This is a genomic window from Nitrosospira sp. Is2 (genome assembly GCF_033095785.1).
In the GTDB taxonomy this organism is placed as follows: domain Bacteria; phylum Pseudomonadota; class Gammaproteobacteria; order Burkholderiales; family Nitrosomonadaceae; genus Nitrosospira.
On the sequence record NZ_CP137134.1, the window covers coordinates 505,322 to 529,481 of the forward strand.

Genomic DNA, 24,160 nt, shown 5'->3' on the forward strand with positions numbered 1-24,160 from the left:
CCCTATCCTTATTCTAGACCATGGAAGTACTGAGATCTCTAGGCAGTGGACTCGGCAGCCCCAAACAACCCCCGGTTACCGACGGTAGCGGCGAACGCCCTGTAGCCGCTACCAATAGCGGCACAAAAAAGTGGCCACGAACACGCTGCCTATCAATAGCCACTGATAACCCCATTGATTGCCATTTGATGCTAAAAAAAATCAGCATGTTTTATCGGCAAACTCCCATGCTTGTCCTATGCTTAATTGTTGAATATTCGTGTGTTTCAATGGAGTTGGTTGGCGCCATTCTTTTTAATGGCACCGGGGTAAAAACAAGGGGGTACAAACCATGTTTATCAAAAATCTTTGGAATGTCTTGTTGGTAGGCCTGCTTGCTCTCGCGGGTTGTCAATCTACCGGAGGCCAGTCATCCACTTCAATGGGGGGGCAATCTGCAGGGATTTCTGCGGCGGAGATCGATAGGAATGTCGACGCAGCGTTGAAAAAACTTTATGCAAGCACTCCCGCGGCAAGAGAACTTGCCCAGCGTGCGAACGGCATACTGGTGTTCCCGAGCGTCATTAAAGCGGGATTTATGGGCGGCGCGCAATATGGAAGCGGAGCGCTGCGTAAAAAAGGTAAAACGGTCGCCTACTACACCACGCTTGGCGGGTCGTATGGTTTTCAAGCTGGGGTGCAATCATTCAGCTACGCGTTGTTTTTTATGAGTGATGAGGCATTGCGCTATCTGGACCAGAGCGGGGGCTGGGAAATCGGGGCCGGCCCGAGCGTCGTTGTCGTGGATGAAGGGACCGCCAGGGCGATGACTACGACAATGGCCAAAGACGATGTCTATGCATTCATTTTCGGTCAGAAGGGATTGATGGCAGGCGCAGGTTTGCTGGGCTCGAAAATCACCCGCCTCTATCCAGACTAACGATCGGAGTTGTGTCGCTGCAGCTACCAAACGCCGCCTGTATGAACCTCAGCGCGGATGGGACTCTTGGTTGAAATACTTCCAATCCTGTTAAAACTCTCGAATCGTGATCTTCATGGTTGGCAACCTCCTGGACATGGGCTCAGGCTTAATTTCCAGGAAGCCCTTGGGGCGCTGCGAAACGTGCGCTTCGCGCTACTGAGCGTGCTGTGCGGTTTTGTACTATGTCCAGCCCTGGCGTACTTGCTTACGAAGGTCATCCCAATCGGAATTCCCATGCAAACAATCGCGTCGTTTCTGGCAGCCCACTGGCTCGCCCGACGCGCCGAGACACGTCAATGGGTGTAGCCCGGAGCGCTCTGCGAACACAGGATTCCGCATGAGTAAAGAAATCCCATTCATGCAATGGCAATGCACCAGTAAGAACGCCTGGGTAGCTGACGGAGCAGCGTGGCGGCCCTGAGTTCCGTCACCTTATGGCCGTAAGAAGTCTTAAAAGATAACCGACACGCAAAAGAATGCCAAGAAAAGTCGCGTTGTCGGCGCACGGGAGGATGCCTCGGGGAAAGTGTGGAGTCCTTACCCTAAGCGAACGGCAGGGGCAGGTCCGCTCGGCCCAGCGTGAGGAAGCGCATAAATGAAATCGTGGTCAAAATATCCCGTAGTCTATGAAATAAATACCTGGGTTTGGCTCCGGGAACTGTGTCAGACATGCAAAACGCATGTGACGTTGGCGACAGTTCCCGGCGAGGAGTGGGATTCCATCGCAGATTTGAAGGTCGATGCCATCTGGTTGTTGGGTGTCTGGGAACGAAGTCCCGAAGGGATCGCCATCGCGAACCAGAACAAGGGTCTTATTGAAGATTTCCGGCAGGCTCTTCCCGATTATTGCTCGGAGGATAACGTCGGATCTCCCTATTGTGTTCGTCAATACGTGGTTGACGAACACCTCGGAGGTCCCTCAGGCCTCGCGGTTGCCCGAACAGAACTGGCCAGGCGGGGGCTTAAGCTTATCCTCGATTTCGTCCCGAATCACATGGCGCCGGATCATCCATGGGTTAACCATCATCCTGAATACTTCGTTCATGGGAACACCGATGATGCTAGGAACGATCCGGCATCATTCGTTGAGACGTCAGGAAATGTGTTTGCACGTGGCCGGGGCCCCTACTTTCCGGCTTGGCCGGACGTGCTGCAACTGAACGCCTTTCACCCGGGACTCCGGAAGGCGGTGCTCGAGACCCTTTCGGACATCGCCGACCAGTGCGATGGTGTGCGCTGCGACATGGCGATGCTTGTCATCGACGCTATCTTCGGACGCACCTGGGGCAACCGCGCGGGTCCATGGCCCGCAACAGAGTATTGGGTTGAAGTCATTACCACCCTAAAAAAAGCGCATCCGGATTTCCTTTTTATGGCAGAGGTTTATTGGAACCTCGAGTGGGAACTTCAGCATCAGGGGTTCGATTACTGTTACGACAAGCGCCTCTACGACCGTCTGGAACACGACACCGCGGAGAGTGTGCGGCTCCATCTTTGCGCTGACCTTGACTACCAGGGAAAACTGGTCCGCTTTATCGAAAATCACGATGAGCCTCGCGCCCGGTCGGTCTTTTCTCCCGAAAAGGAGCGCGCCGCTGCCGTAATCACTGCGACGATCCCGGGAGCAAAACTTTTTCACGAAGGGCAGTTGGAGGGAAGAAAGGTCAGACTTCCCGTCTTCCTCGGTCGCCGCCCTGCTGAGCCTGAAGACCCAGAGCTCCGGGCTTTCTACTGCATGCTTCTAAGAGCCGCGTCTTCAGACCGACTGCGGAAGGGTCACTGGCAGCACTGTGATCGAACCGGTTGGCCGGATAATGCAAGTTACCAGAATCTCGTTGCGTGGTGCTGGCGCAGCGATGAGGAGCATCACCTGATCATCGTGAATTTCTCGGCCTCGAGTGCGCAAGGGCTGGTACTGCCGCCATGGGATGAACTCAAAGGCAGGCGATGGCAGATGACCGACCTCTTTACCGAAAAAGAGTATGAACGGAGCGGGGATGAAATGTGCGCTCAGGGATTGTACGTGGATCTTCCACCGTGGAGGTATCATGTCCTGACCCGATGGCTGCGAGTGGGGTGAGCGCGTGATGTGTTTTTTTGAATCTTGTAATAATTTGCCAGCGCTTATCTTTCAATCAACTGTAAGATGGATACTGCTCGATATCGGCTTTCTCCCCAAGGGCTCATCGGCGCCGACCCACCACGCATTTCCCACGCCCAAACTGTCGGCGCCGGCTAGCAATTACCTTCGCGTGATTTCGGTCTTGTCATAATGATCCGGCTTAGAAGGATCGACTCGCGGAGCGGAGCCGCTCCAGGTTCTTGACCATCTGGTCCTTCATCTGCTCGCGGCCGATGCTATGCTTCAAGCTGCTGCCCATTCCGGCGACCTGATCAGTGGAAGTTCGATGCGCATAAAATACTACGGAGCCATTCCGGTACGGCAGGCAGCCGAGTATCAACTGGCTGGAGTTGTAGGAGTGGCCTACAAAGAATTGTCTTGCGAGTATCACCGACCCCGCATCGGAGGTTTGCAGGACGCGATGACCAAGAATAGCAGTGGGCCGGTCTTCCACTTTCCGGTTGAGCCAATAAAATTGCTCCTCGGCGCCAGCCGGCAATGTAGCGGGATAATTCAGCCAGGCCTGATACAGATCGGGGTAGTAGCGTGACAACAACTTGCTGCTAATGGTAGCAGTGCGTAGTTCCTTTGCAGGACTAGCCTCTGGTCCACGTCGTGCGTAGGGTGCAATTCCTGACAAACCGCCTTTGCGGTAAGTTTGCCAGCGCTGCAATAAAATCTCCCGATAATGTTGCGTCACGCCCGCAATCAAAGCGGTGTTATCAGCAGCGGCAAGCTTTTTTTTAAGGGGTGCAAAGCTCTGGATTTCATCAGTGGACAAATTAAATCGGTCGTTCGCCGCGGCATTCAATAAACCTTTGGCCTCATCGCTCTGCTTGAATTTAAAATCAAAACTTTTGAAGGCATCCGCGTCTGATTTTGGCTGCACATCGCCCTGCGCTATGGTATTCGGGTCGATCGACGCCAGTGCGCCGCTCTTGAAGTAAGCCACGAGTTTCGCAGGTGGCGATGGCAGGTAAATGCCCAGACCCATCGCCAGTTCTTTTTCGGTTGCTTCACCGAGTTCCAGTGCAACAATCTCGCCCCGCTCGAGGTTGGCCACCTGATCCTGCTTGAGCCCCAGCGAGGCAATGATGTCCTTGACAGTGGGTACTGGGGCCGCAAACGTGGTAACGGATGACAACAGCAGCAATACAAGAAAGAACCAGTGAGATTTGGCGCGTGTTGGATAGCTGATCCGGGCAAGATAAGTCCGCTTGTTCATAATTGGTTCTCTATTGTTATTGTCGCCCAATCCGCTAAACGCCTGTTTGTTTCAATTCAGCTATCTAGCCGCTAAGAACGGATGTACATCGGTTTCATGACTTGCAGCGGTTTCCTCAATAACCTGATCTACATCACGATGGAAACGGCTGTGCGCTCTATCACCCACAGCCGCCCCTGGGTTAACGCAAGCTGCTCATTTACCGTCCGCCCGCGGGAATAACCAAATTAATCGACGGTAGGTGTGTATTCACACCTTTCCTTGACGAGCGGTGATGCGTTGGGGGTGCCGATCCCGTTAGCAATTAGTGCAATCACGCGGTCATCCTGGTCGTAACCCATATGCGCTGGACCCGGACGGACACCGCTCATGCCGAAGACCTTGATAACTGGAGACACATTGATACTGATGTTAGTGATATCCGCACATAACCTGGAGTCTATATACTTTTCCTGATACCCGGGAGGTATCCCATAACTTAACAGGTCATTGGGATCACTGAAGGCGATTATGGACGTTTCGCTGACCGTGCGCTGGTCGTAATAACGGCCTTCAGGTTTACAATAATCCGCATACTGTCCTGTTACTTCGGGTAATTCTCTCCCTAGTTGCAGCAACGGGAGTTGATTGGATAGCATAAAAATAGGTATGTGTTTGAGCCGTAATGCCTCAACCACTTTTAGGGGTATGCTCATTTTTGCGTCTGCCTGCTTCTCCCGCAAGAGTTCTTCGCGGCGTGGCAGTATTCCCGCGATGCGCTGCAGCCCATCAATAGTGATGCGACTACCCAGGCTATGGGAAACAAAAATATAATCGTCCTGGATCATCTTCTCGAGAGCAGTATCGCTCAAGCTGGAACAAGGCTGTCTGCCCTTTTCAGGAAGATCGCTCCACTCGTCTTTTACCATCCAGCAGAATGATTGCGAAAATGCCGCCTGTATAGGTTCTCTTTTGTTTCCGCTATAAACAAGTGGATCGGCAATAGCATCATTGCTGAATTTCTTCATGATGCTGTTTAACGCGGCCCTTCGATAATCGAATTCTCCCGAAGTATCGTAAGCAAGAAGCTCTTTTTCTCCCCGTGTAATTTCAGACCAGGTTAGCTCATAAAATAGAACCTCCTTGCCATTTTCAGCATTCATAAGGCGCGAGACGCGCAAATTGCCAAGTCCCTGGCCCGGAAATAAAACGCTTTCCAGCTCGATATTTTTTGACTTGGCCGAACGGACGTTGAGGCCCAACTCCTTCGCCATTTTTCCCTGAAATTGAGTCGTGTATCCGGGGATGTGATCGGCTACTCCATGAACCATGAGGATTTTTGTTTTCCCCTGTTCTTTAGCCAGTCTTGGTTCGATACCTTCAAAAGGTTTGCCCCACGCTTCACATTTCCGGGTATCCGGCTCCTCGGATTTTTCCAGGAGTGCCAGCGTCACGCCCTTACTCATGCTAACGCAACCGGACAATGCAATGACAGTCATGAGAGAGCTCAACCAGATAATTTTCCTGGGGAAATAATAAGCAAGGGTCAGCATGTTTATTGTTCCGGTTGTTGTTGTGTTCAACGTAGTAATCCTGCATAGTGGATTACTGACGTGATCTTTTTTCTGGCTCACTCTCCGCGGCGTTGCCGTATGGTTGCGATAAGTGGTTACGATCAGACCCTCAACCCGGCAACGCCACGGTTAGTTATATTCACCTCACCGTGTAGCCCTTGGCTTCAAAGCACGCTCCGTATGCACGCTGGAATTGCTGTTGCTGCTGTGCCGCGGCCTGCTGCTGTTGTCCCGCAGCCTGTTCATAATTGTCCTGTTTACGGCGTTGCCTTGCGCCGCCGCCCATGGTTCCCGCCACCGCGCCAATGGCAGCGCCCTTGCCGGCGTCACCAGCAATGGCGCCAATCGCCGCTCCGCCTGCTGCGCCGCGTGCCGCACCTCTTACCCGCTCGCCTTCATGTTGCGGTGGTGGCGGCGCTGCGTACTGGGTGGCCTGCGCCGGATCATAGCCCGTCTGCTTCTTGGCCGATGCGAAACACTCGGCCTCATCCTTCTGCTGCTGCTCCGCCGACTGACCCTTCGCGGGAACAATAACCTGCTGCGCAACCGCCGGAGCGCTGGCGAGCGCGGCCAGCACCGCCACTGATATTATCGATTTCAAAATCATTTTCTTGCCCTCCTCGTCTATTTATAAAACTCCGTCCACCTTGAGATAGCACAGCGGCTTATCTGGCTCAATACACCAACGGAATTGCAGAAGCGAGTTCGTAGCGTACGATGGCGCGAAGCTTGTTCTCGATCTGAAGGTAGCGTGCCACCTTTACTCCAGGGAGAACCTTGCTGAGCTTGGGCACATAAGACTTCTTCAACTTGGCTTCGTCCACATCGATCTCGATTGCTTCATCAATAAGTTTGCGTGCCGTTTTGTCCATTAGCGCACCCTTGTTGTAGGCCAGGGCGTATTCATTGATTACCTTGGCCATGCGCTCGTTGAGCTTGTGCAGATCCGCCTGATAGGCCTCGTATACCGGCCAGAAACCCTTTGCCTCCTCCTCGCTCAGGTCCATATTCTCCGCAACAATAAACTTCTTGTCCGCGCGCACCTTGTCGCGCAATATTTCCATATCACTGGCACCTGCCGGGGTGTCCTCAGCGCTAAACGCCGGCAGGGCCAACGTCGCAGCCAGGATCAGAAGAATAGCCCGCAGCATGTCCCACGAATAATTTCTTATCATTTTTGCCTCCATCAAAAGGTAACGGGTAACAGGTTGAGCTTTATGCCGAACGTTTTATTTTACTTAAGGGTGTGACCAGAAGAGCAGGCGCCTTCCTCAGCTATCGAATCGACCAACAATCTAAGCATAGCAGCCTAGTTGAAAGTTGCTGAAATGAGACTCGTTGAACTTTGCGCGCACCCAATGACCAGGAAGGGCGACACCCGCGAACCTCTTCTCTTCACGGCGCGGCTTGAGGCGGGTCCGTTGCCGCTATCTCTGGTATCTCGCGGATGAGGCGCGAAAAATCGGCTGCACCGTCGGCCGTGTGTGCCCGCGCATTTATGTGGGCGCGTCGCTGAAGCTCGGAGAATGGCAAACTTGTGTCAAGTCGCCCTGCTTCATACGTGTATTCTGGAACATAGCCACTTGCCAAAATCTTCCAGCTGAATGGGAGATGCTCGGGATTGACGAGCGTGTGCATCCAGATACCAGTTGTACAATTCGTCGTAAGGGTGTTATAGAATTCAGGATGGTCCCGTAGTTTATTAATTTTACTCATGTACTCCAGAAAGACCCGCCGCACGTTTACAAGTGGGCCCTGCACCCGGTATACGTAAACGTCTTCAGGTGGGTCGTTGCGATAGTTGGTCCGCAGGCGGATGACATCGCGTTCGTCGGCGACCACATAGTAGAGTTCATACTGCCGGAAGAAGCCCTTGAGGGTGGAATAGCCCTCTCCCTTCTCCTTGCGCGTCTCGATGGAAACCGCCAGGTGGTCCCCTCCGGCGAAGGCGAAACTGGCGAAGATGTGTGCGATGGCCGGTCCCATCCAGTAGACAGCCACCAGATCGACGCCCTCCAGCTTCCGCAGGTTGAAGCGCTTGTCATAGTAGGCGGGAGTGTAGTCCGTCTCGCTGCGATAATCGAAATTGCGGATGTTGTGCACGGTGACAATGTCGCCTTCAATCTCCGCATAAGGCAGTACTGCCACATCGGGCTGCCAGTCGCGCTCGTTGGACGGCTCGATGCCCCGCCACCAAACCATCAGCAGCGCAAACAGTGCGAAGTAAGCGGCAAGGGCGCCCCACCGCACGTGGGGAAAGCCAAGTCCAATTATTGCCATAAGTGATACGACCCCAAATAATACCGCCAGGCTGCTACGCACCGTTTCACTCTGTGGGCCCGAAAAAGCAAGGGCGAGAACGCCCCAGCAGCCGGCGACCGCTATCACCAAGCCGAGCATTGTCAAGCTAGCGGTGGTGAGCATTCGAGTCAGAGTAAACTCCCCGTTTTGTACGTCAAGTTATGAAGATGGGTCAATGCATGGGGATCGCGGCTACATCAAGCCGCTATACGCAGAACTTTTATCTGTTTTTCAGCAGGTCAATATCAGCGTAGCAGTTATTTCACACGCTGCCTGACGCATTGCCCCGCCACTGCTGGCCAAGGGGTGACGCTTTCTTTATTGGGGGAGATTCTCAGCACCAGAGCTCTGCGCTTTGTTTATCGTTGAGCCACAAAGCCTGCTGGTGCTCGTCATGTGCTTATGTCGCGCTCTGGGCCTCTGGGCAATCGCTAGAAGGCCAGTTCTACGCCGGCGCTTCCCCCACCACCGGAGCCTGGGATATTTTGCCGCTGGCCATCACAAGGCTTTCTGAGGGCTGGTCGCCTTCAAAAAAGTGGGTTGAGAAGCGTCCTTCCCGGTCATAGTGTGCCCTTGAGATGTCAATGGCCGATGGTACCAACCGTAACCGATTCAGCACCACCACTTCTTTCGGTTGCGTGGCGATATCGATAACCTGTCTCGCTTATTGTGTCGTGCAGGACAAGATCATCCAGGCATCATCGAAAATGACCAGAATAGTTAGATGAGCCAGTAAACAAAAATAAACAGGCCCAGCCAGACCACATCAACAAAGTGCCAATACCAGGCGACACCCTCGAAGCCAAAATGGTGCACGGGCGTGAAGTGCCCCGCCAGCACCCGGAACCAGATGACCAGCAGCATGATGGAGCCCAACGTGACGTGGAAGCCGTGGAAGCCGGTCAGCATGAAAAACGTTGCCCCATAGACCCCAGTGGTCAGCTTGAGATTGAGATCCGAATAGGCATGACCATATTCATATGCCTGCAGCCCCACGAACAGAAACCCCAGTGCGAAGGTTAGGAACAGTCCCAGCTTGAGCTGTCCGCGTTTGTCCAGCTTCAGTGCCCAATGCGCCCAGGTGACCGTGATGCCCGATGTCAGCAGTATCACGGTGTTGATTGCCGGAAGTCCCCATGGGCCCATGGGCATGAACTTCTCGCTGATCCCGGGCCCCGAGGTAGGCCAGTCCGCGCTGAAGTCCGGCCAAAGCATTCTGCCGTTCAGGCCCGCCAGATCCGGAATCGAGTAGACGCGCAGATAAAACAAGGCGCCGAAGAAGGCGGCAAAGAACATCACCTCGGAGAAGATGAACCATGTCATCCCCCAGCGGAACGACTTGTCCACCAGCTTGTTATACGCCCCCCCTTCGCTTTCCCGCGCGACCGTCGCGAACCAGCCGTATATCATATAGAAGAGTATGGCAAAACCAATTGCCAGCAGGCCATAGCCCAACGACATCTTGTTGACCGAAAATGCCGCGCCGAACCCCATGAATAACAGCGCCATAGACCCCGTGATAGGCCAAGTCGACGGCGGCGGTACATAATAGTGACCTTCTGCTTGGCTCATACCCTCCCCCGCTTAAGTCCATATTCAGCGACCGCCGCTCGGGCAGCCCCCGGCAAGTTTTAATGAATTACCCTATCAAATAATAGATCATGGGCAGAACCAGTGATGAAGTCAGCAGGAATAGTGCGGTTTTAATGGATGTCAATCGCCTCTCCATCTCCACCTCGGACGTCTCCGAGGTTTCCTGCACGAGGAAGAGTTTCGGGGGCTGGGCACGCGCCTGGAACAGGTTGGCGAGCACTTTGGACCCAGAGGCTGCTTGGTTGGATCCAATGCCGGGGTGGCGCAACTTAATTCTGAAACATTGAATCTCTAAAATGAGCTTCGCCCTTCGGGTAGCAGGGCTCGCCCCTCGCCTCTATTCAGCGGGGGGTTCGGAAACATTATTCAATAAGTAATTCGAACTATCCATCTTAGGGAGCCAACACGATGGCAGGCATGCAACGCATTGCGCTCGCGATTGCCACCACTTTGACGATCAGTGCCGGATTCGCGGCGGGCACCCAAGGCCCAGGAAGTTCGCAGACGCCTTATGTCACCCCCACTGCAGCGGGCTGGCATGTGACTTCTATCATTTCTGTAGGCGACGCCGCCGCCAATGGCTACAGGATGGTCGGCTTCCCGGATGGCCTGGGTGCTTACGACAACGGCAACGGCACCTTCACCGTGTTGATGAACCATGAACTCGCTCCAAGCGCCGGTATTGCGCGCGCCCATGGAGCCACCGGCGCCTTTGTGTCCGAGTGGGTGATCAACAAGGCTGATTTCAAGGTGATCAGGGGGGCGGATCTAGCCACGACCCACTACCTGTGGAACCGTTCCGCCAATCGCTATGAGGCCGCAACCGGGGCAGTCAACAGCTTTAACCGTCTTTGCTCTGCCGATCTGCCCGCCACCTCTGCCTTTTATGATAAGGCAAGCGGCAAAGGCACCACAACGCGCCTCTTCATGACCGGTGAGGAAGCCGGCAGCGAGGGGCGCGCTTATGCGTTCATTGTGTCGGGAACAAACAAGGGCAAGGCGTATGAACTGCCTAAGCTGGGCAAATTCTCATGGGAAAACAGCGTTGCCAATCCCTACTCGGGTGACGACACCATTGTGATCGGCACCGACGACTCCACGCCGGGTCAGGTCTACATTTATCGAGGCGCGAAGACTGATAGTGGTCTTGAAATCGACAAAGCCGGCCTGACTAACGGCACCCTCGCGGGGGTCAAGGTTGCACCAAATCCGGCAATTACCGGCAACTTGGAATCCGGGCAGATCAATGGCACGTTCTCCACCGTTGCGGTGGATACCGCCGTCGATGGCGCAACGCAACAGGCGAACAGCCGGGCCGCAGGCATTACCGAGTTTGCGCGCCCTGAGGATGGCGCCTGGGGGGATGCAAAAACCTTCTACTTTGTTACAACCGGGGCCGATCCCGATGGTCTCGGCTCTGTCGGGATGCAAACGTCCCGCCTGTATAAGTTGGTGTTCGATGAGGCAAGGGGTGAGGTCGATTACGGCAGTGGGTCGATTACCATGGTGAAGGACAGCGACACGCTGATCGGAACTGACGGCAAGGGTGCCCGGAAGTTTGACAACATGACTGTCGGGGAAGACGGCAAAGTGTACATCCAGGAAGATCCGGGTGACAGCGCCTATATCTCCAAGACCTGGATGTTCGATCCCGCCTCGAACTCATGGAAACAAATTCTTGAATCGGACCGGGCGCGGTTTCTTGCGCCGGCAGCGCCATTCAACCACGATGAGGAAAGCTCCGGCATTATCGAGATTACCTCCATCCTGGGGCGGAACGACGGACGGCGTTACTTCCTCGCCAACGCGCAGGCACACTACGGCATTCCCGGTGAACTCGTCCAGGGCGGCCAGCTTTATGTCATCAACGCAGGGCCGCAACCCTGAACCTCTGGCTTATGGCTTAATGCCACGCACCCTCGGGCTCATTGGCGCGTGCGGATGTGGCGAGACGGGATGCCGCGGCTCGACCCGCGCTCCAGGTCAATCTAAACGCAGCATATATAGCACATCTATTGCGTTGTTGAGGGCGCTCTCGTTGCCACGTGATCTTGGGGTCAGGTTATAGGTTCAGGTTCAGGTTCAGGTTCAGGTTCAGGTTCAGGTTCAGGTTCAGGTTCAGGTTCAGTTTCGTCACCGTAAATCGCCTCACTAAAAAGTAACCGAAGGGGAGTAACAAGACGAATACGTTACCTAAGAGTTCGATACCCGGACCAATAGAGCTTATCGGCAGGGGTAACTGAGAAACAGGCGTCTCTTTATGGAATACGCAATCGCTATCGATCCGGCGCCTCCTTAACAGGGGAATTGGATGTGCCTCCCGATTGTATTTCCCGCAACCAAGGCAATGCTGCGTTCAATCGAAACGCAGCGTGTAGAGTAGGTCTATTGCGTTGTCGAGGCCGGCTCGCGTTACTACAGTGATCTTGGGCGTCAGGTTATACGTCAGTTTCGTCACCCCTGCCACCGCCATCAATCCCTGCTCATAGGTGATATAGGCCCGGTCCGACAGGCGCTTGCCTATCACGCCAACCTGCCCCATTAGCGGGTCGATTCCTGACTGGCGGATCGAGAGCTCATCCACCCCGATTGTCCGGCTGATTTTCTCCATCACACCCCCGGCCTGCCCCCCCATGATGGAGCTCGCGGCCGCGAGCAACAGCGACGCATCCGTCTTTCCTCCGGGGGCGCGGCCCAGCGCGATCCAGGACAGCTTTTCCATATCAGGCACGTTAGGCGTCGAAACGAGCCGTACTTTAGGTAGACGCACGGTGCCGGTAACCTCCACGCCCGCTTCCACCGGCAGTCCCTTGCGCAGGGCAAGCACGTTCAAGGCGGGATCGTCGATTGGACCCTGGAAATTTACGATCCCGCGCTCGACCACGAGATTTTGACCGTAGGCCTCAAACTTTGTATCGCGCGCGGCTATGGTTCCCGTGGCGCGCAGGGGTCGCCCCGGCTCTCCCCGCAGCTGCAACTCCCCGTCCAGCCGCCCCTGAAGACCAGAAGCGCGTATATAGAAGCGCTCACCAAGATCGAGACGGGCCTCCACATCGATCCGCAGCCCCTTACGATCGGGTTGCGCCGCCCCATTCGTATCCTTCCCGATAACGACGACATCATCCGGCAAATGCGGGCGTCCAGCAGTAGGCTGGGTGAGAAGACCGGCGTCGGCAGCGAGCGCGCCCCGTAAGGTGAGCATGTTGTTTTCCAGCGTTGCGCGACCGTTCCCGGAAGCAATAATCCAGCGATCGGGACGTTGCGCCAGCGGCAACAGGCTGGCGGTGATTTCCAGATTACCGCGCTGGCCCGTCAGGTCGATGTCACCGGCTGCGCGCAAGGTGCCGGGACCTTTTTCCAGCTTCACATTTTTGAGCAAGGAGTCCTTGGGCATGGGCTGATGCGGAGCGCTGAAGTGCAGGGCGTCCATATGCACTGATTCCTGATCGAAATGCGCCGCCAGCGTTCCATGCTCGAGCCATACGCCCTGGTCCAACAGAGCCACCGCCAGATTGTCGCCGCGTATGCGGCCTTGAAGGCGCGGCTGGTGCAGCGTGCCCACCACATCGGACTGCAATGCCAGTTGGCCGCCGGTCCTGAGGTTATTGTCGTTTCCGAATGCTGCCCCTGCCCAGGAGATATCCTCCATGTTGACCAATATGCTGCCGCTGAGCGGCGCTTCAGGCACTACTGTCCACTTGAGGACGCTATCATCCGATCGCGTTATAGGAACCGCAACGCTTGCACTCACCAGGCCCAGGCGCTTTCCCTGCGCTTTTAATTCGCCCGCCACTTTCCTATCACCGGCACGCGCGGACATCTCAAGCGTTTGCAGCCCAAGAGAAAATGGAGGTTCTCCCGGCAATACCCAGTCGCCACTTTCGCGCGCCACGCGCACCGCACCGCTCAGTTGCGCAGCGGAGGAGATATCCCATTCGCCCCCCAGCCGAAGCATCTGCTCACGTTCCTCGGCCGCTTCCGCCTCACCTCCGCCTCCGCGTTCCATTTGGCTGGTCCTCGGACGCAATCCGATGCGACTAAAATCGCCCTTGCTGTTCCAAGTCTGCGGCGTCCATACAATGCGGTTGATGTTTATATTACCGCCTGCGATGGCAATGCTTGTTGTGCCCAGCGAAAGGTGATTGGCAGCCACTTCCAGAGGAGCGCTATCTTTCATCCGGAACGTGAATTGACCGTTGCCCGACAGCTCGGCCAGCTTGCCTGTCCACCGGACATCCCGCCACCCCTGCAGTTTCTGCGGCGATTCATGCAGCCCTCCGCTGATTTTCAGGTCCAGGTTCTGGTTTTCGCCCAGCCGGGCTGTAGACACCAGCTCGTGCTCCCGGCTGAGCCCCCTCATCTCCAGCTCAAGAGTTTGCAAGACAGTTTTTTGAGCGGTCCCATAATCCTTGAGTGACGCTGTCAAGGCGATCTCCTCACCCCGCAGCGACCCATTTGCGGAGAAGGCGGCGAGCTTGTGATCTCCGCGAAAGGATAGACTTTTCCCTTCGGCGCTAAAGCGTATATCGGGCAATTTCTGACCGCGGCGCCCGAAATCGGTAACCCCGGTTTGCATTACCACCTCGGCATCGAGAGACCCGCGCAGCCCCAACCCGATTTGCGCAAGCTTGGGGGCGACAAGGCTCAGTAGTAGCTGGTCGCCCTTATGGCCGATCCCGCCCCGCGCCACCAACTGGTTCAGACCCAACCGCAACTCGACTTCTCCCGAGCCCCGCGCCGTCGCCAGATCGCGGCCTGAAAATTCGATGCGGCCATCGCCCGTGACGGCGTGTTCCGCTATCTGGCTATTCCCCATCCTGAAGTCAACCTTAGCTGCCGGTCCCGCTGCAGAAGGAGACTCGAGCTCGCCGGCAACCTTCAACGTTGCGTTGAGACTTGTCCGGGGGACCTGCAAGAAGGCGGAAACATCGAAGTGTTGAAGGCTGCCTTCGAAATTGAAAGACCGGGGCACGTCCAAGCCGAGCTTCCCGCTGCCTGTCAGGACCGCCGCCCGGCCATGCCTGAGATGCAGCTTTTCCAGGCTGAGCGTTTCCGCGTCCTTCGCGAGAGTCACATCCAGTTTCAGGTTTTTGTCCGTGAGCGCCAGAATACCCTCTTGCCTTTTTGCATTACCGCTCAGCTTCATTGTCCCGTTAATGCCCCCGGTACGCAGACGGGTATCAAGTCGCGCTGGATCCAGGCCAATCACCCGCAGATTCCCGGAAGCAGAGCCGCGCTTGTGCCGCCAGGATACATTGCCTGTGATCTTCCCCCCGTTCGGTAGTGCCAGCAGCAGGTCGTCAAGCTGCAACAACTCTGCGGAAATCAGAGCATCCGCATCCATTTCGAGTAGCGGCAGGCCACCCTGATCGAGTGGCCTCGCCCCGCGGTTCTTACCGCTGAGGCGTCCTTCAAGCTCACCGGCAGTGTTTTCTCGCAGATCGGCTTCCAGGTCGAGCCTGGCTTCGGGTGCCGCCGGCGAGAAAGCATGAGGATCAAGGCCATTCACCGCCATGCGTAGACGTGCAATCTTGAGCGGGTCGTACGGCCGCAGCTGCGCCTGGGCTTCACCCGTCAGCCCGCCACCTTCTCCGCCTGCCCTCACGTCCAGCTGTCCAAGGCTGCCGCGGACAATGGCGGAGATACGGCTTTGTTGCGCTTGCGTCGCACCCGGTAAAGCCAAACCCTCCAGCTCCATGCGTGCGCTCAAGCTGAAGGGTTCGGTCCCCGCGATCTCGCCCGAGGCGGCCAAGGCGCCAAAATCCAGCCGGACGCGCAGTTGGGGCACCCGATGATGGCTGCCGTCGCTAAAGAAGCTCGCAGCGAGTTGAGTTGCGGCGAAATCCGGCTTCCCGCCTTCCGCGGGCAATACGCGCAAGGCGCCGATATCAAGCTTGTGTAACCTGACGCCAACAGGCAACTCAAGGGTTTGGGGAAGAGACCGAGGCTCCGAAGAAGGCGGAGAGATGATCTCGAGGTCTTCCATCGCCAGGTATGTAATCTCCAGCAGCCCCGACTTCAGGGAACCCGGCTGCCAATTCAATGTTACGGCCTGGCCGACGACAAGCAGGTCGCCCGAGGCTAGGCGCACGGTACGCGCGGTGACCGATCGCATGAGGGTGCCATCCAGTCCCTCGATGGATACCTGGCCGTTGCTAAGATGCGACACCGTCGACCCGGCCCATCGCAGACCGGATGTGCTTGCCGTCAGCCAGACACCGAAGCCTGCAACCATCGCAACAAGGATCAACACCAGCAGCCCAGCTCGCCGCCATCGCTGCATGACAGACTTCGGGGACCGGTTTTCCGTTATTGAAGGTTCCATATCCGCCTCATCAGTCAGGCCGGTTAGAACGCCACGGCAATGGAAAAGTGCATCCGCAGTTTGCCGTCGCGATGACCTCGGGCGAGATCCAGCGCGAGCGGGCCTACCGGGCTGCGCCAGCGAATTCCGCCGCCATAGCCGACAACAGGATCCAGCCGATGCCAGGTATCGGCCGCATCCCCGATATCGGTAAATATGGCAGCACCCCAGTTCTGGGTAACCCAGTGGTTGTATTCGATGGTTGCGGTGGCAAGGACGCGTCCCCCGACCACGGCACTGCCCTCCTGCACACCCAGGCTCTGGAAGGGATAGCCTCTCACCGACTGGATGCCGCCAGCCCGGAACAGGTATTCCTGCGGTATGCCGAAGCGCGAGGGAGCGAACGTATAGCCGAGCTCTCCCCGCAGGAACAGGACATGCCGGTCCCCAACCGGATACCAGAACTGATGCCGCGCGTAAGTACGCACAAAGTCCTGATCGGAGAGGACCTGTTTGCTGCCGCCCGCCACCCGCAATTCGGTCACGCTGCCATCGCGCGGAAAGAGGGGATTATCCACGGAACGGTAGCGCAACAGCCCATCCAGCGCCAATGTTTGATTGACCGAGTGCACCCCCCCTTTGGGGTCGCGGTCTTCCCGTTGCCAGTTTATTGCAAGCCGCGTTTCGGTATTGCCGGATAGCTGATTACGGCCCATGCCTACTTTTTCCCGGATGGTGTCAAGGTTCTGGATGGACGTTCTTTCTGCGGTCCCCCCCAACGAAAACCAGCGGCCCGCCTGGTTGGGCACACTGTCGAGGGTGGCTGCCAGCGTCTGGCGCTTCTGCTCCAGGCGCAAGACGCTGTTGAAGCGCACAGCGTCATCCAGAAGGTTGTTGTTGGTGTAATTGATCTCGCCGCGTGCGCCGGTATTCGAGCTGTAGCCGGCGCCAATGGAAACGCGCTGCGTTTGCGCCTCCGATAAAACGACTTCCACCGGCGCTGCCTGGTGCACGACCGGGTCCGTCTCGATATGGACGACGGCCGAACTGAATTGGGGCATATTCTGCAGCTTCGTCTGAAAGGCGAGCAACTCATCCCGCTTATAAGGATCGCCTGTCTTAAACGGCGCCAAGCCTCTTATTAACGATTCATCATAACGGCTAAGTCCTTTTATGATCAGCGGTCCATAGCGAACCGCCGGTCCTGAATTCACCGTGACCCATAGACGGGCCTGGGACGAGGCGGCATCGACTTCCGCCCTGCTTTCCTCAATCTTTGCTGCGGGATATTCTTCGCTGGTGATGCTGGATAACAGTAGCGCTTTGGCTTCGTCCCACATAAGCGACCGAAACGGCTGGCCGGTTCGCAACGGCCAGGCAGCGCGCAGTTTCTCAATCCGCGCAAGCCGCCCCGGTTCTTTGATTGCCAGGTCACCCTTGACTTCGATACTGATTACGGCAACCAGGGTTTGAGGGCCCGGAATGACCTCAAGTACTGGCGGCTTGTCAGGCGGAGCCGGAAGAACCGCTATCGTCGGGTTGAAATAGCCTTCGGTCGCGAGAAGCTCCCTGATCTCGCGATGAGCCCGCCGCTCGAAAGCGGCACGCGCGAATTCATCCGTAAGTGGCGCAGCCGGAGCCTGGAAGTGCGTCTGCAGCAAACTTTTGACCGGTTCAGGCGCGTTTATAGTGATGGAGGGAGCGGGTTTCTTTTTCCAGAACAGTTGCGCCTCAGCCGTTCCGATCGTTAGCGCTAGCGTCAGACAAAGCAATACCGGCATGAGTACCGGTATCGAGATGGGCGCTGAGCGAAAACGGGGAAAGTAGGGGGTGATAAACATGGCTCAATGAGACCACGCGGCGGAAGACCCTGATAGCAGGATTTAAGGGCATTTCCGACCGCAATCATTTCGAGTCCCCCTCGCCGCATGGTCGTCGAGTTGCTAAATTGCCGATTCAGCGGTACGCCAAACCAGGGCTTGCAAAGATGGGTGTTGTGCTCGAGTAGAAGTGGCACAGCTGCTGGAACTGTTGATAATACCTAGCCGCACCTGTCGCTGCAACCGAAGAGAACAGCAGAAACCCGTGTTCCTGCGCCAACGCTGGATCGTCAGCATGAGGGCCACGCCAAGCGGTACAGTGCAAATCGCTGTCCGCGAGTATTCCGGCGGAAGATATCGGGGCCGCCAATCGGATAAGTCGGAACAGTATTAAAAAGGCGGCTGGATACCTGATTTCGCTTTGCCGTTAGCCTCCGGCATTATCATCCATTATTTTTTGTGGGCCGCAGGTTGCCGCTCCACCGCCATTCAGCTCCCCGAGATTCTCCGCTATTCTTCCCGCGGCAGTGGCAACCACATCTTGAATACCTTTGACCAGGCTTTCGACATCGCGGCCCGCTGCCTCCGATATCGCCGAATAACAGGCCGCGCTACGTCCCTGAGTCGAACTCGTGATTGTCCAGTCAAACCTCGCGTTAACCCTGCCGCCGATCGTTGCATTGAATTGGCTAAGTTCAACCGCAATACGATAGACCGGTTGACCGGGTAGCCGGCCACCCCGGATCACTTTTATCGCGCCAATTTTTCCCGCGATGGCCGCGGCAAGAGCATCCCGCAGTTCGTGATTAAAAGGGGAAGACCACCGGGCCTGTTCAAGAACCAGGAGTTCACCTTCCTGACCCTTGATACTGACGACAAGCTGCGGACGGGCAAGCCGCTCCGGTATGCTGACCGGCATTACCTCAATAAAAATCGGCGTAGCCGAATATCCTGGATATGGGTCCTTCTCCCGTATATCAGATGGCACCGATAACGTATAAAATCTCGTTTTTTCCCCTACCGAGGCACAACCGGCGGCCAGGGCCAACGCAGCCAGTAAACAGATTGAGATTGAACCGGGCGAGAATTTCAAGGCTTGTCCTCCCGCTTACCCCGGATTATCGCTTCCGGATGACGCTCCAGATAGTCTGTCAGAACTCTCAACGAAGCAGCGGCACGCGCCAGTTCCTGTAAAGTCTCGCGCAAATCCTGCTGCCACGGGGCATCTTCCGCCAGGGTCCGTTCCACCGCACCCAGCGATTTACGCACGTCCTTCATCGCGCCGGCAATTTCTGGTGCAACATCGTTATTCAACTGTGCCGTCAGTTGTCCCGCCCTGTCCAGCGTTTGCTTGAACGCACGTAAAGATTGCTGCAAGTCGTCCCCTATTTGATCGAACGGGACTTTACTGACCTTGCGCGTTATTTCCGCAATCTGCGCCTGAATTTCATCGGAACCACCAGGGATGGTCGGCAACTCGATAAGTGTACCGGGAGCGCTCACATCCGCACCGGGCGGCCCTGCTTTTTTTGCAACCTTCGATGGAAACCCTTTAGGAAAAAAATCCAGGGCAATAAACGCGTGGCCGGTCAGAAGATTAGCCGTTCGTAGTTGCGCGACCAGACCACGGTCCAACATCGATTGCAGACGTTGCTGCGGCGTATGGGCTGGCTGCTTTCCCTCATCAACAGCGACCGTTCCGCTTAGACGTGCAGGATAGACTTCTCCCAGCACCGGCATGACGAATTCTTTTTGGCTGCTGTCATATTCGATTCCAACCGATTTGACCTTCCCGAGGACGACGCCGCGAAAGCTTATCTCCGCGCCAGGCGTCAACCCGCGCACCGATTGCTTGAAATTGAGCAATACCATCCTGGGCTCTCCATCTTTTTCTGTCAACGCTTCAGCGTGGTTTGCCGCCAAGGTGAACGCAGTATTTTCCGCGGCTTTAGGACCAGAGCCTCCGTCTGGCGCCTGGAACGAGAGACCCCCGAGCACAATGGAAGCGAGCGATTGGGTTTGAAGCGAGAAACCAGCGGGACTTAGTTGCATTTCAATGCCGCTGGCGTGCCAGAAGCGCGTATTGACACCGACAAGCCTGTCATAAGGGGTATTAACGAATATACGTACGGTAATGCCTTTGCCATCGTCATCGAGATGATACGCAATGACCTGTCCCACCTTTATGCGGCGGTAATAAACGGGCGCGCCGATATCCAGTGAGCCGATATCGGCGGTATGCAAGACATATTGTTTGCCGGAGGCGTCGCGCGTAACGACCGGCGGCGACTCCAGTCCCGCAAACGTAGCTTTTTTTTCACTTGCAACACCCGCCTCGGCGCCTATATACGGTCCGAATAGCAGGGTGCTCAGTTCCGATACCCCCGATAGCGCCACCCGGGGGCGAACAACCCAGAATCGGCTATCGGCTGCGGTAAAGCTCTTGGCTTCTTTTTTTAACTGCACCCGCACCAGAACATAAGAGCGGTCCTCACTAAGGGTGACGGATTGCACGAGGCCAATTTCAACTTCTTTATACTTAACCTTGGTCTTGCCCGCTTCCAACCCCTCTCCGGAACTAAACATTATCGTAATCTCCGGGCCGCGCTGGATTATGGTATTAACCGCGAGCGAAATCCCAATAATGGCGGCAAGTATGGGAATGAACCAGATTAATGAAGGAACCCAATCTTTTTGGCGCACCTTTTGAGGTACGGGTATTGGTTCGTCCAAGTGGGTGGTTTCCCCCGTATCCCCTGTGTTCCCTGCCTCATTGGGCCTGTTCCCGTTCACGCCGGTGCCCCGGAATCTTGTTCAGCGGCATCCCACAGTAAACGAGGATCAAAGCTCATTGAAGCAAGCATGGTTAGTATCACCACTGCCGCGAATGCCGCGATTCCGGGACCGGGGTGAACCTCGACAAAGCCGGGGATCTGTACGAGGCCGGTCACCAGGGACACGACGAAAACGTCCAGCATTGACCATCGACCGATTACTTCGACCACGCGATAAAGCTTTGCCCGCTGCAGAAGTTGCCAGCGAATACGCCGTTGCACCGTTATCAAAAGCAATATCATGACCGCCAGCTTGAACAGCGGCACCACAAAGCTGGCGATAAAAATGACAGCTGCCACCGCCCATGAGCCTGAAACCCAGAAATAGATAATACCGCTCATGATAGTGTCGTGCTGCTGCTCACCCGGAAAGGATGAGGTAATCATTACAGGAAGCATGTTTGCGGGCAGATACAGTATGCAGGCCGCAATCACGAAGGCCCAGGTTCGACGCAAGCTGTTAGGTTTCCTCATATGCAGCTTTGCTCCGCAACACTCGCAACGTTCGCCCGCTTCAACGGCTTCCCAGAGCTTCGCGCAATGAGCACAGGCAACCATGTTCAGGCTGGCCGCCGTTTTCACGATGCTTTGTCCTTTACGGCTTTTTCGATTGATCCACCGGTTCCGGTTCTGTTTGCCGGCATCGCTTTATCGTCATCATTGTTGAGCAGGGACATGTGCCACATACATTGCGGATCGAATGAGAGCACTGATGCGAGAAGCAACGCGAGCCCGCCCAATGCCCACAGCGAGATTCCCGGCACGACCGTTGCCATGCTCGTCATTTTGACGAATGAAACGATCGCGCCGAGCAGGAGAATCTCCACCATTATCCAGGGCCGCAACAATTGAATCATTCGCACCAATAAATTGAACCCTAGTGGATTTACCAGCCAGTTTATGCATACAAGCAGATAGAATAGAGTAAAGAGTTTAACGAGGGGGAACGCAATGGTCGTTGCGAACACCAGAAATGCTATCAGGGGCATCCCTGCAGCATTCATGGACAACACCGAGCCGATGAGCGTCATTTGATTGGAACGACCATGAAGTTCGATCTCCATAATCGGAAACCCGTTTGCGACAATGTACATGATCAGAGTTGCAATAGTCAGCGGCAGAATGCGCCTTCGATGGGCCCGCATGTCCCGTTCCAGCTCGCCGCCGCACCGACTGCAATGCGCGATCTCGCCTGGCTCCAACGCTGGCCGGCTGTGAATCGCATCGCAATGTTCACAAGCCATCAAATACGGTATTTCTTGCATGAGCAGTAACCGTGGCCGATTTTGGAGGGTCCCATCACGTCACCTGAAGGACATGTCCGACGAGGACATCAAATGTTTGTCAACTCGACTCAGGGGGTCGAAACCCTTCTCAAAGTAGAACTCACTTCGAGTTTTAGTCGAGCTTCTCGACTTTTACCAGCTTTTAATCGCCCTAGCCCACCCCGGCATGGTTCTATTCGGCGGCTGAGCCCCCCATCTGCTATGCTGGAACTGGACGAAATTGTCTAGAGCGAGCAATTGGACATTGAGGAAGGATAAATGGACAAGAAAGCGCAAATCAATTTCTGGTACATCATTATCGCGATATTCGGCATTTTGCTGATACAAGACCTGTATTCTCAATATACCAAGGTCGAACCCATTCCTTACAGCCGCTTTCACGAATTACTGGATCAGGGCAAGATCGCGGAGATCGCCATAACCCAGGATCGCATCTACGGCACGCTGAAGGAGAAGGGCGCCAATGGGCTGAAGGAGTTCGTTACGACGCGCGTTGAATCCGATCTGGCCGATCAACTGGACAAGCACAACGTAATCTACACTGGCGTCGTTCAAAGTACCTGGCTGCGCGACCTGTTGTCCTGGATCGTGCCTATGGCGGTGTTTATAGGAATCTGGCTGTTTCTTATCCGTCGCATGAACCCTGGCGGGATCAGCGGGGGGCTGATGGCGATCGGCAAGAGCCGCGCAAAGGTATTCGTGGAGAAAGAGACGAAAGTTACCTTCGACGACGTGGCCGGTGTCGACGAGGCAAAGGATGAACTCAAGGAAATCGTCAATTTTTTGAAGGATACGCAAGGGTATAGCCGCCTCGGCGGGCGCGCGCCCAAGGGTATCCTGCTGGTTGGACCGCCGGGCTCGGGCAAAACGCTGCTGGCCCGCGCCGTCGCCGGTGAAGCGGGTGTGCCGTTCTTCTCGATTTCCGGCTCGGAATTCGTCGAGATGTTCGTCGGGGTTGGTGCCGCGCGCGTGCGCGACCTGTTCGAGCAGGCTCGTCAAATCGCGCCAGCAATCATTTTCATTGATGAGCTGGATTCGCTGGGGAGAGCCCGGGGCGCCTACGGGTTAGGCGGGCACGACGAGAAGGAGCAAACGCTGAATCAGCTCTTGGCTGAACTCGACGGTTTTGATCCGAAAAGCGGAGTGGTGCTGCTGGGGGCGACGAACCGTCCCGAAATCCTCGATCCGGCGCTGCTTCGCGCCGGCCGGTTCGATCGCCAGGTCCTGGTGGATCGGCCGGACAAGCTGGGCCGCGAGCAGATTCTGGCAGTGCATTTAACGAAGGTAAAACTTGATCCCGATGTAAAGCCGGAACAGATCGCCGCTCTAACGCCTGGCTTCACGGGAGCGGATCTTGCAAATCTGGTCAACGAAGCGGCGCTGCTCGCCACCCGGCGAAACGGCTCGGCAGTGACGATGAATGACTTCAACAACGCCATCGAGCGCGTGGTGGCCGGACTTGAGAAACGCAACCGCCTGCTCAACCCGGTCGAGCGGCGCGTGGTCGCTTTTCACGAATTAGGGCACGCCATGGTCGCGCTTGCCCTGCCAGGAACTGACGAGGTTCATAAGATCTCGATCATTCCTCGCGGAGTCGGCGCGCTCGGCTATACCATCCAGCGACCGACGGAGGACCGGTTCCTGATGAAAAAAACGGAACTCGATAATAAAATGGCTGTGCTGATGGGAGGACGCGCGGCCGAGCAGGTGGTGTTTAACGAGATATCCACCGGCGCGACGGACGATCTGGTGCGTGCTACCGACCTTGCTCGAGCCATGGTGCTGCGCTATGGCATGAGCAGCGCCCTGGGGAACGTGGCCTATGACCGGGAGCGCTCAGCCTACCTGCAACCGGATTTTCCCCTGCCACAGAGCCGCGAATACAGTGAAGAAACGGCGAAAGCCATAGATAACACGGTACGTACAATGGTTGAACGTGCATTGGAGCGCGCCATCGCGATCCTGAAGACGAACCGAAGCTTGCTGGACCGCACGGCGGAAGAACTGCTCAAGAGCGAAACGCTTAACCCCCCCCAGATAGAAGCCCTGAAAAGGGAAATCCGGCGGGGCGAAGCCCTCGCGGCCTGAGCGGGCAACCGTCAAGCGCTTCAGCTTGATGAACCTCTTAACAAGTCCTGCGTGGAGCGCGTTCCCGGCAAAT

At 56.0% G+C, this 24,160-nt stretch carries 18 protein-coding genes; 5 read left to right on the plus strand and 13 right to left on the minus strand.

What is annotated here, in order from left to right; genetic code table 11:
* Window positions 1-331 precede the first annotated feature (331 nt).
* The 3 genes from R5L00_RS02265 to R5L00_RS02275 all read left to right on the plus strand — a co-directional run bounded on the left by R5L00_RS02265 (window position 332) and on the right by R5L00_RS02275 (window position 3,041).
* Entirely contained in the window at window positions 332-919 is a 588-nt protein-coding gene (locus tag R5L00_RS02265) for a lipid-binding SYLF domain-containing protein (protein WP_317653146.1), read from the plus strand.
* Window positions 920-985: 66 nt separating this feature from the next.
* Window positions 986-1,267, plus strand: coding sequence for a hypothetical protein (locus tag R5L00_RS02270; RefSeq protein ID WP_317653148.1), 282 nt, complete (start codon window positions 986-988; stop codon window positions 1,265-1,267).
* A 289-nt stretch (window positions 1,268-1,556) separates the two neighbouring features.
* Entirely contained in the window at window positions 1,557-3,041 is a 1,485-nt protein-coding gene (locus tag R5L00_RS02275; RefSeq protein ID WP_317653150.1) for an alpha-amylase family glycosyl hydrolase, read from the plus strand.
* A gap of 202 nt (window positions 3,042-3,243) precedes the next feature.
* Here R5L00_RS02275 and R5L00_RS02280 read toward each other — a convergent pair whose 3' ends face one another.
* From R5L00_RS02280 to R5L00_RS02310, 7 genes are all read right to left on the minus strand, one after another.
* Complete coding sequence (locus tag R5L00_RS02280; RefSeq protein ID WP_317653153.1) at window positions 3,244-4,308, minus strand: hypothetical protein; 1,065 nt, start codon at window positions 4,306-4,308, stop codon at window positions 3,244-3,246.
* A gap of 227 nt (window positions 4,309-4,535) precedes the next feature.
* Window positions 4,536-5,870 (minus strand): hypothetical protein, encoded by a 1,335-nt coding sequence (locus tag R5L00_RS02285; protein ID WP_317653156.1) that lies wholly within the window; start codon window positions 5,868-5,870, stop codon window positions 4,536-4,538.
* 130 nt (window positions 5,871-6,000) lie between these two features.
* Window positions 6,001-6,468 (minus strand): glycine zipper family protein, encoded by a 468-nt coding sequence (locus R5L00_RS02290; RefSeq protein ID WP_317653158.1) that lies wholly within the window; start codon window positions 6,466-6,468, stop codon window positions 6,001-6,003.
* Between the two features lie 67 nt (window positions 6,469-6,535).
* On the minus strand, window positions 6,536-7,036 hold the full coding sequence (locus R5L00_RS02295; RefSeq protein ID WP_317653160.1) for a hypothetical protein: 501 nt from the start codon (window positions 7,034-7,036) through the stop codon (window positions 6,536-6,538).
* A 220-nt stretch (window positions 7,037-7,256) separates the two neighbouring features.
* Window positions 7,257-8,285, minus strand: a complete 1,029-nt coding sequence (locus R5L00_RS02300) for a DUF4105 domain-containing protein (RefSeq protein WP_317653161.1) — start codon at window positions 8,283-8,285, stop codon at window positions 7,257-7,259.
* Between the two features lie 597 nt (window positions 8,286-8,882).
* Window positions 8,883-9,734 carry a cytochrome c oxidase subunit 3 gene (locus R5L00_RS02305; RefSeq protein WP_317653162.1) on the minus strand — a complete coding sequence of 284 codons (852 nt, stop codon included), beginning with the start codon at window positions 9,732-9,734 and terminating at the stop codon, window positions 8,883-8,885.
* A 67-nt stretch (window positions 9,735-9,801) separates the two neighbouring features.
* Complete coding sequence (locus tag R5L00_RS02310; protein WP_181320349.1) at window positions 9,802-9,975, minus strand: hypothetical protein; 174 nt, start codon at window positions 9,973-9,975, stop codon at window positions 9,802-9,804.
* 188 nt (window positions 9,976-10,163) lie between these two features.
* Here R5L00_RS02310 and R5L00_RS02315 point away from each other — a divergent pair, with 188 nt between their 5' ends.
* Window positions 10,164-11,642 carry an alkaline phosphatase PhoX gene (locus R5L00_RS02315; RefSeq protein WP_317653164.1) on the plus strand — a complete coding sequence of 493 codons (1,479 nt, stop codon included), beginning with the start codon at window positions 10,164-10,166 and terminating at the stop codon, window positions 11,640-11,642.
* 469 nt (window positions 11,643-12,111) lie between these two features.
* Here the strand turns inward: R5L00_RS02315 and R5L00_RS02320 are convergent, their stop codons facing one another.
* The 6 genes from R5L00_RS02320 to R5L00_RS02345 form a co-directional block, all read right to left on the minus strand.
* Entirely contained in the window at window positions 12,112-16,080 is a 3,969-nt protein-coding gene (locus tag R5L00_RS02320; RefSeq protein ID WP_317653166.1) for a translocation/assembly module TamB domain-containing protein, read from the minus strand.
* Window positions 16,081-16,103: 23 nt separating this feature from the next.
* Entirely contained in the window at window positions 16,104-17,900 is a 1,797-nt protein-coding gene (locus R5L00_RS02325) for an autotransporter assembly complex family protein (RefSeq protein WP_317653168.1), read from the minus strand.
* Window positions 17,901-18,306: 406 nt separating this feature from the next.
* Window positions 18,307-18,972, minus strand: coding sequence for a membrane integrity-associated transporter subunit PqiC (locus tag R5L00_RS02330; protein ID WP_219907424.1), 666 nt, complete (start codon window positions 18,970-18,972; stop codon window positions 18,307-18,309).
* The gene (locus R5L00_RS02335; RefSeq protein WP_317653172.1) at window positions 18,969-20,465 is read right to left on the minus strand and encodes an intermembrane transport protein PqiB; all 1,497 of its coding nucleotides are present in this window, start codon (window positions 20,463-20,465) and stop codon (window positions 18,969-18,971) included. The genes R5L00_RS02330 and R5L00_RS02335 overlap by 4 nt, the downstream gene beginning before the upstream one ends.
* A 203-nt stretch (window positions 20,466-20,668) precedes the next feature.
* On the minus strand, window positions 20,669-21,187 hold the full coding sequence (locus R5L00_RS02340; protein WP_317653174.1) for a paraquat-inducible protein A: 519 nt from the start codon (window positions 21,185-21,187) through the stop codon (window positions 20,669-20,671).
* 104 nt (window positions 21,188-21,291) lie between these two features.
* Window positions 21,292-21,978, minus strand: coding sequence for a paraquat-inducible protein A (locus R5L00_RS02345; RefSeq protein WP_317653175.1), 687 nt, complete (start codon window positions 21,976-21,978; stop codon window positions 21,292-21,294).
* A 279-nt stretch (window positions 21,979-22,257) separates the two neighbouring features.
* On the opposite strand from R5L00_RS02345, the gene ftsH reads away from it, so the two are divergent.
* On the plus strand, window positions 22,258-24,087 hold the full coding sequence (gene ftsH / locus R5L00_RS02350; RefSeq protein ID WP_317653177.1) for an ATP-dependent zinc metalloprotease FtsH: 1,830 nt from the start codon (window positions 22,258-22,260) through the stop codon (window positions 24,085-24,087).
* The last annotated feature ends 73 nt before the right edge of the window (window positions 24,088-24,160 follow it).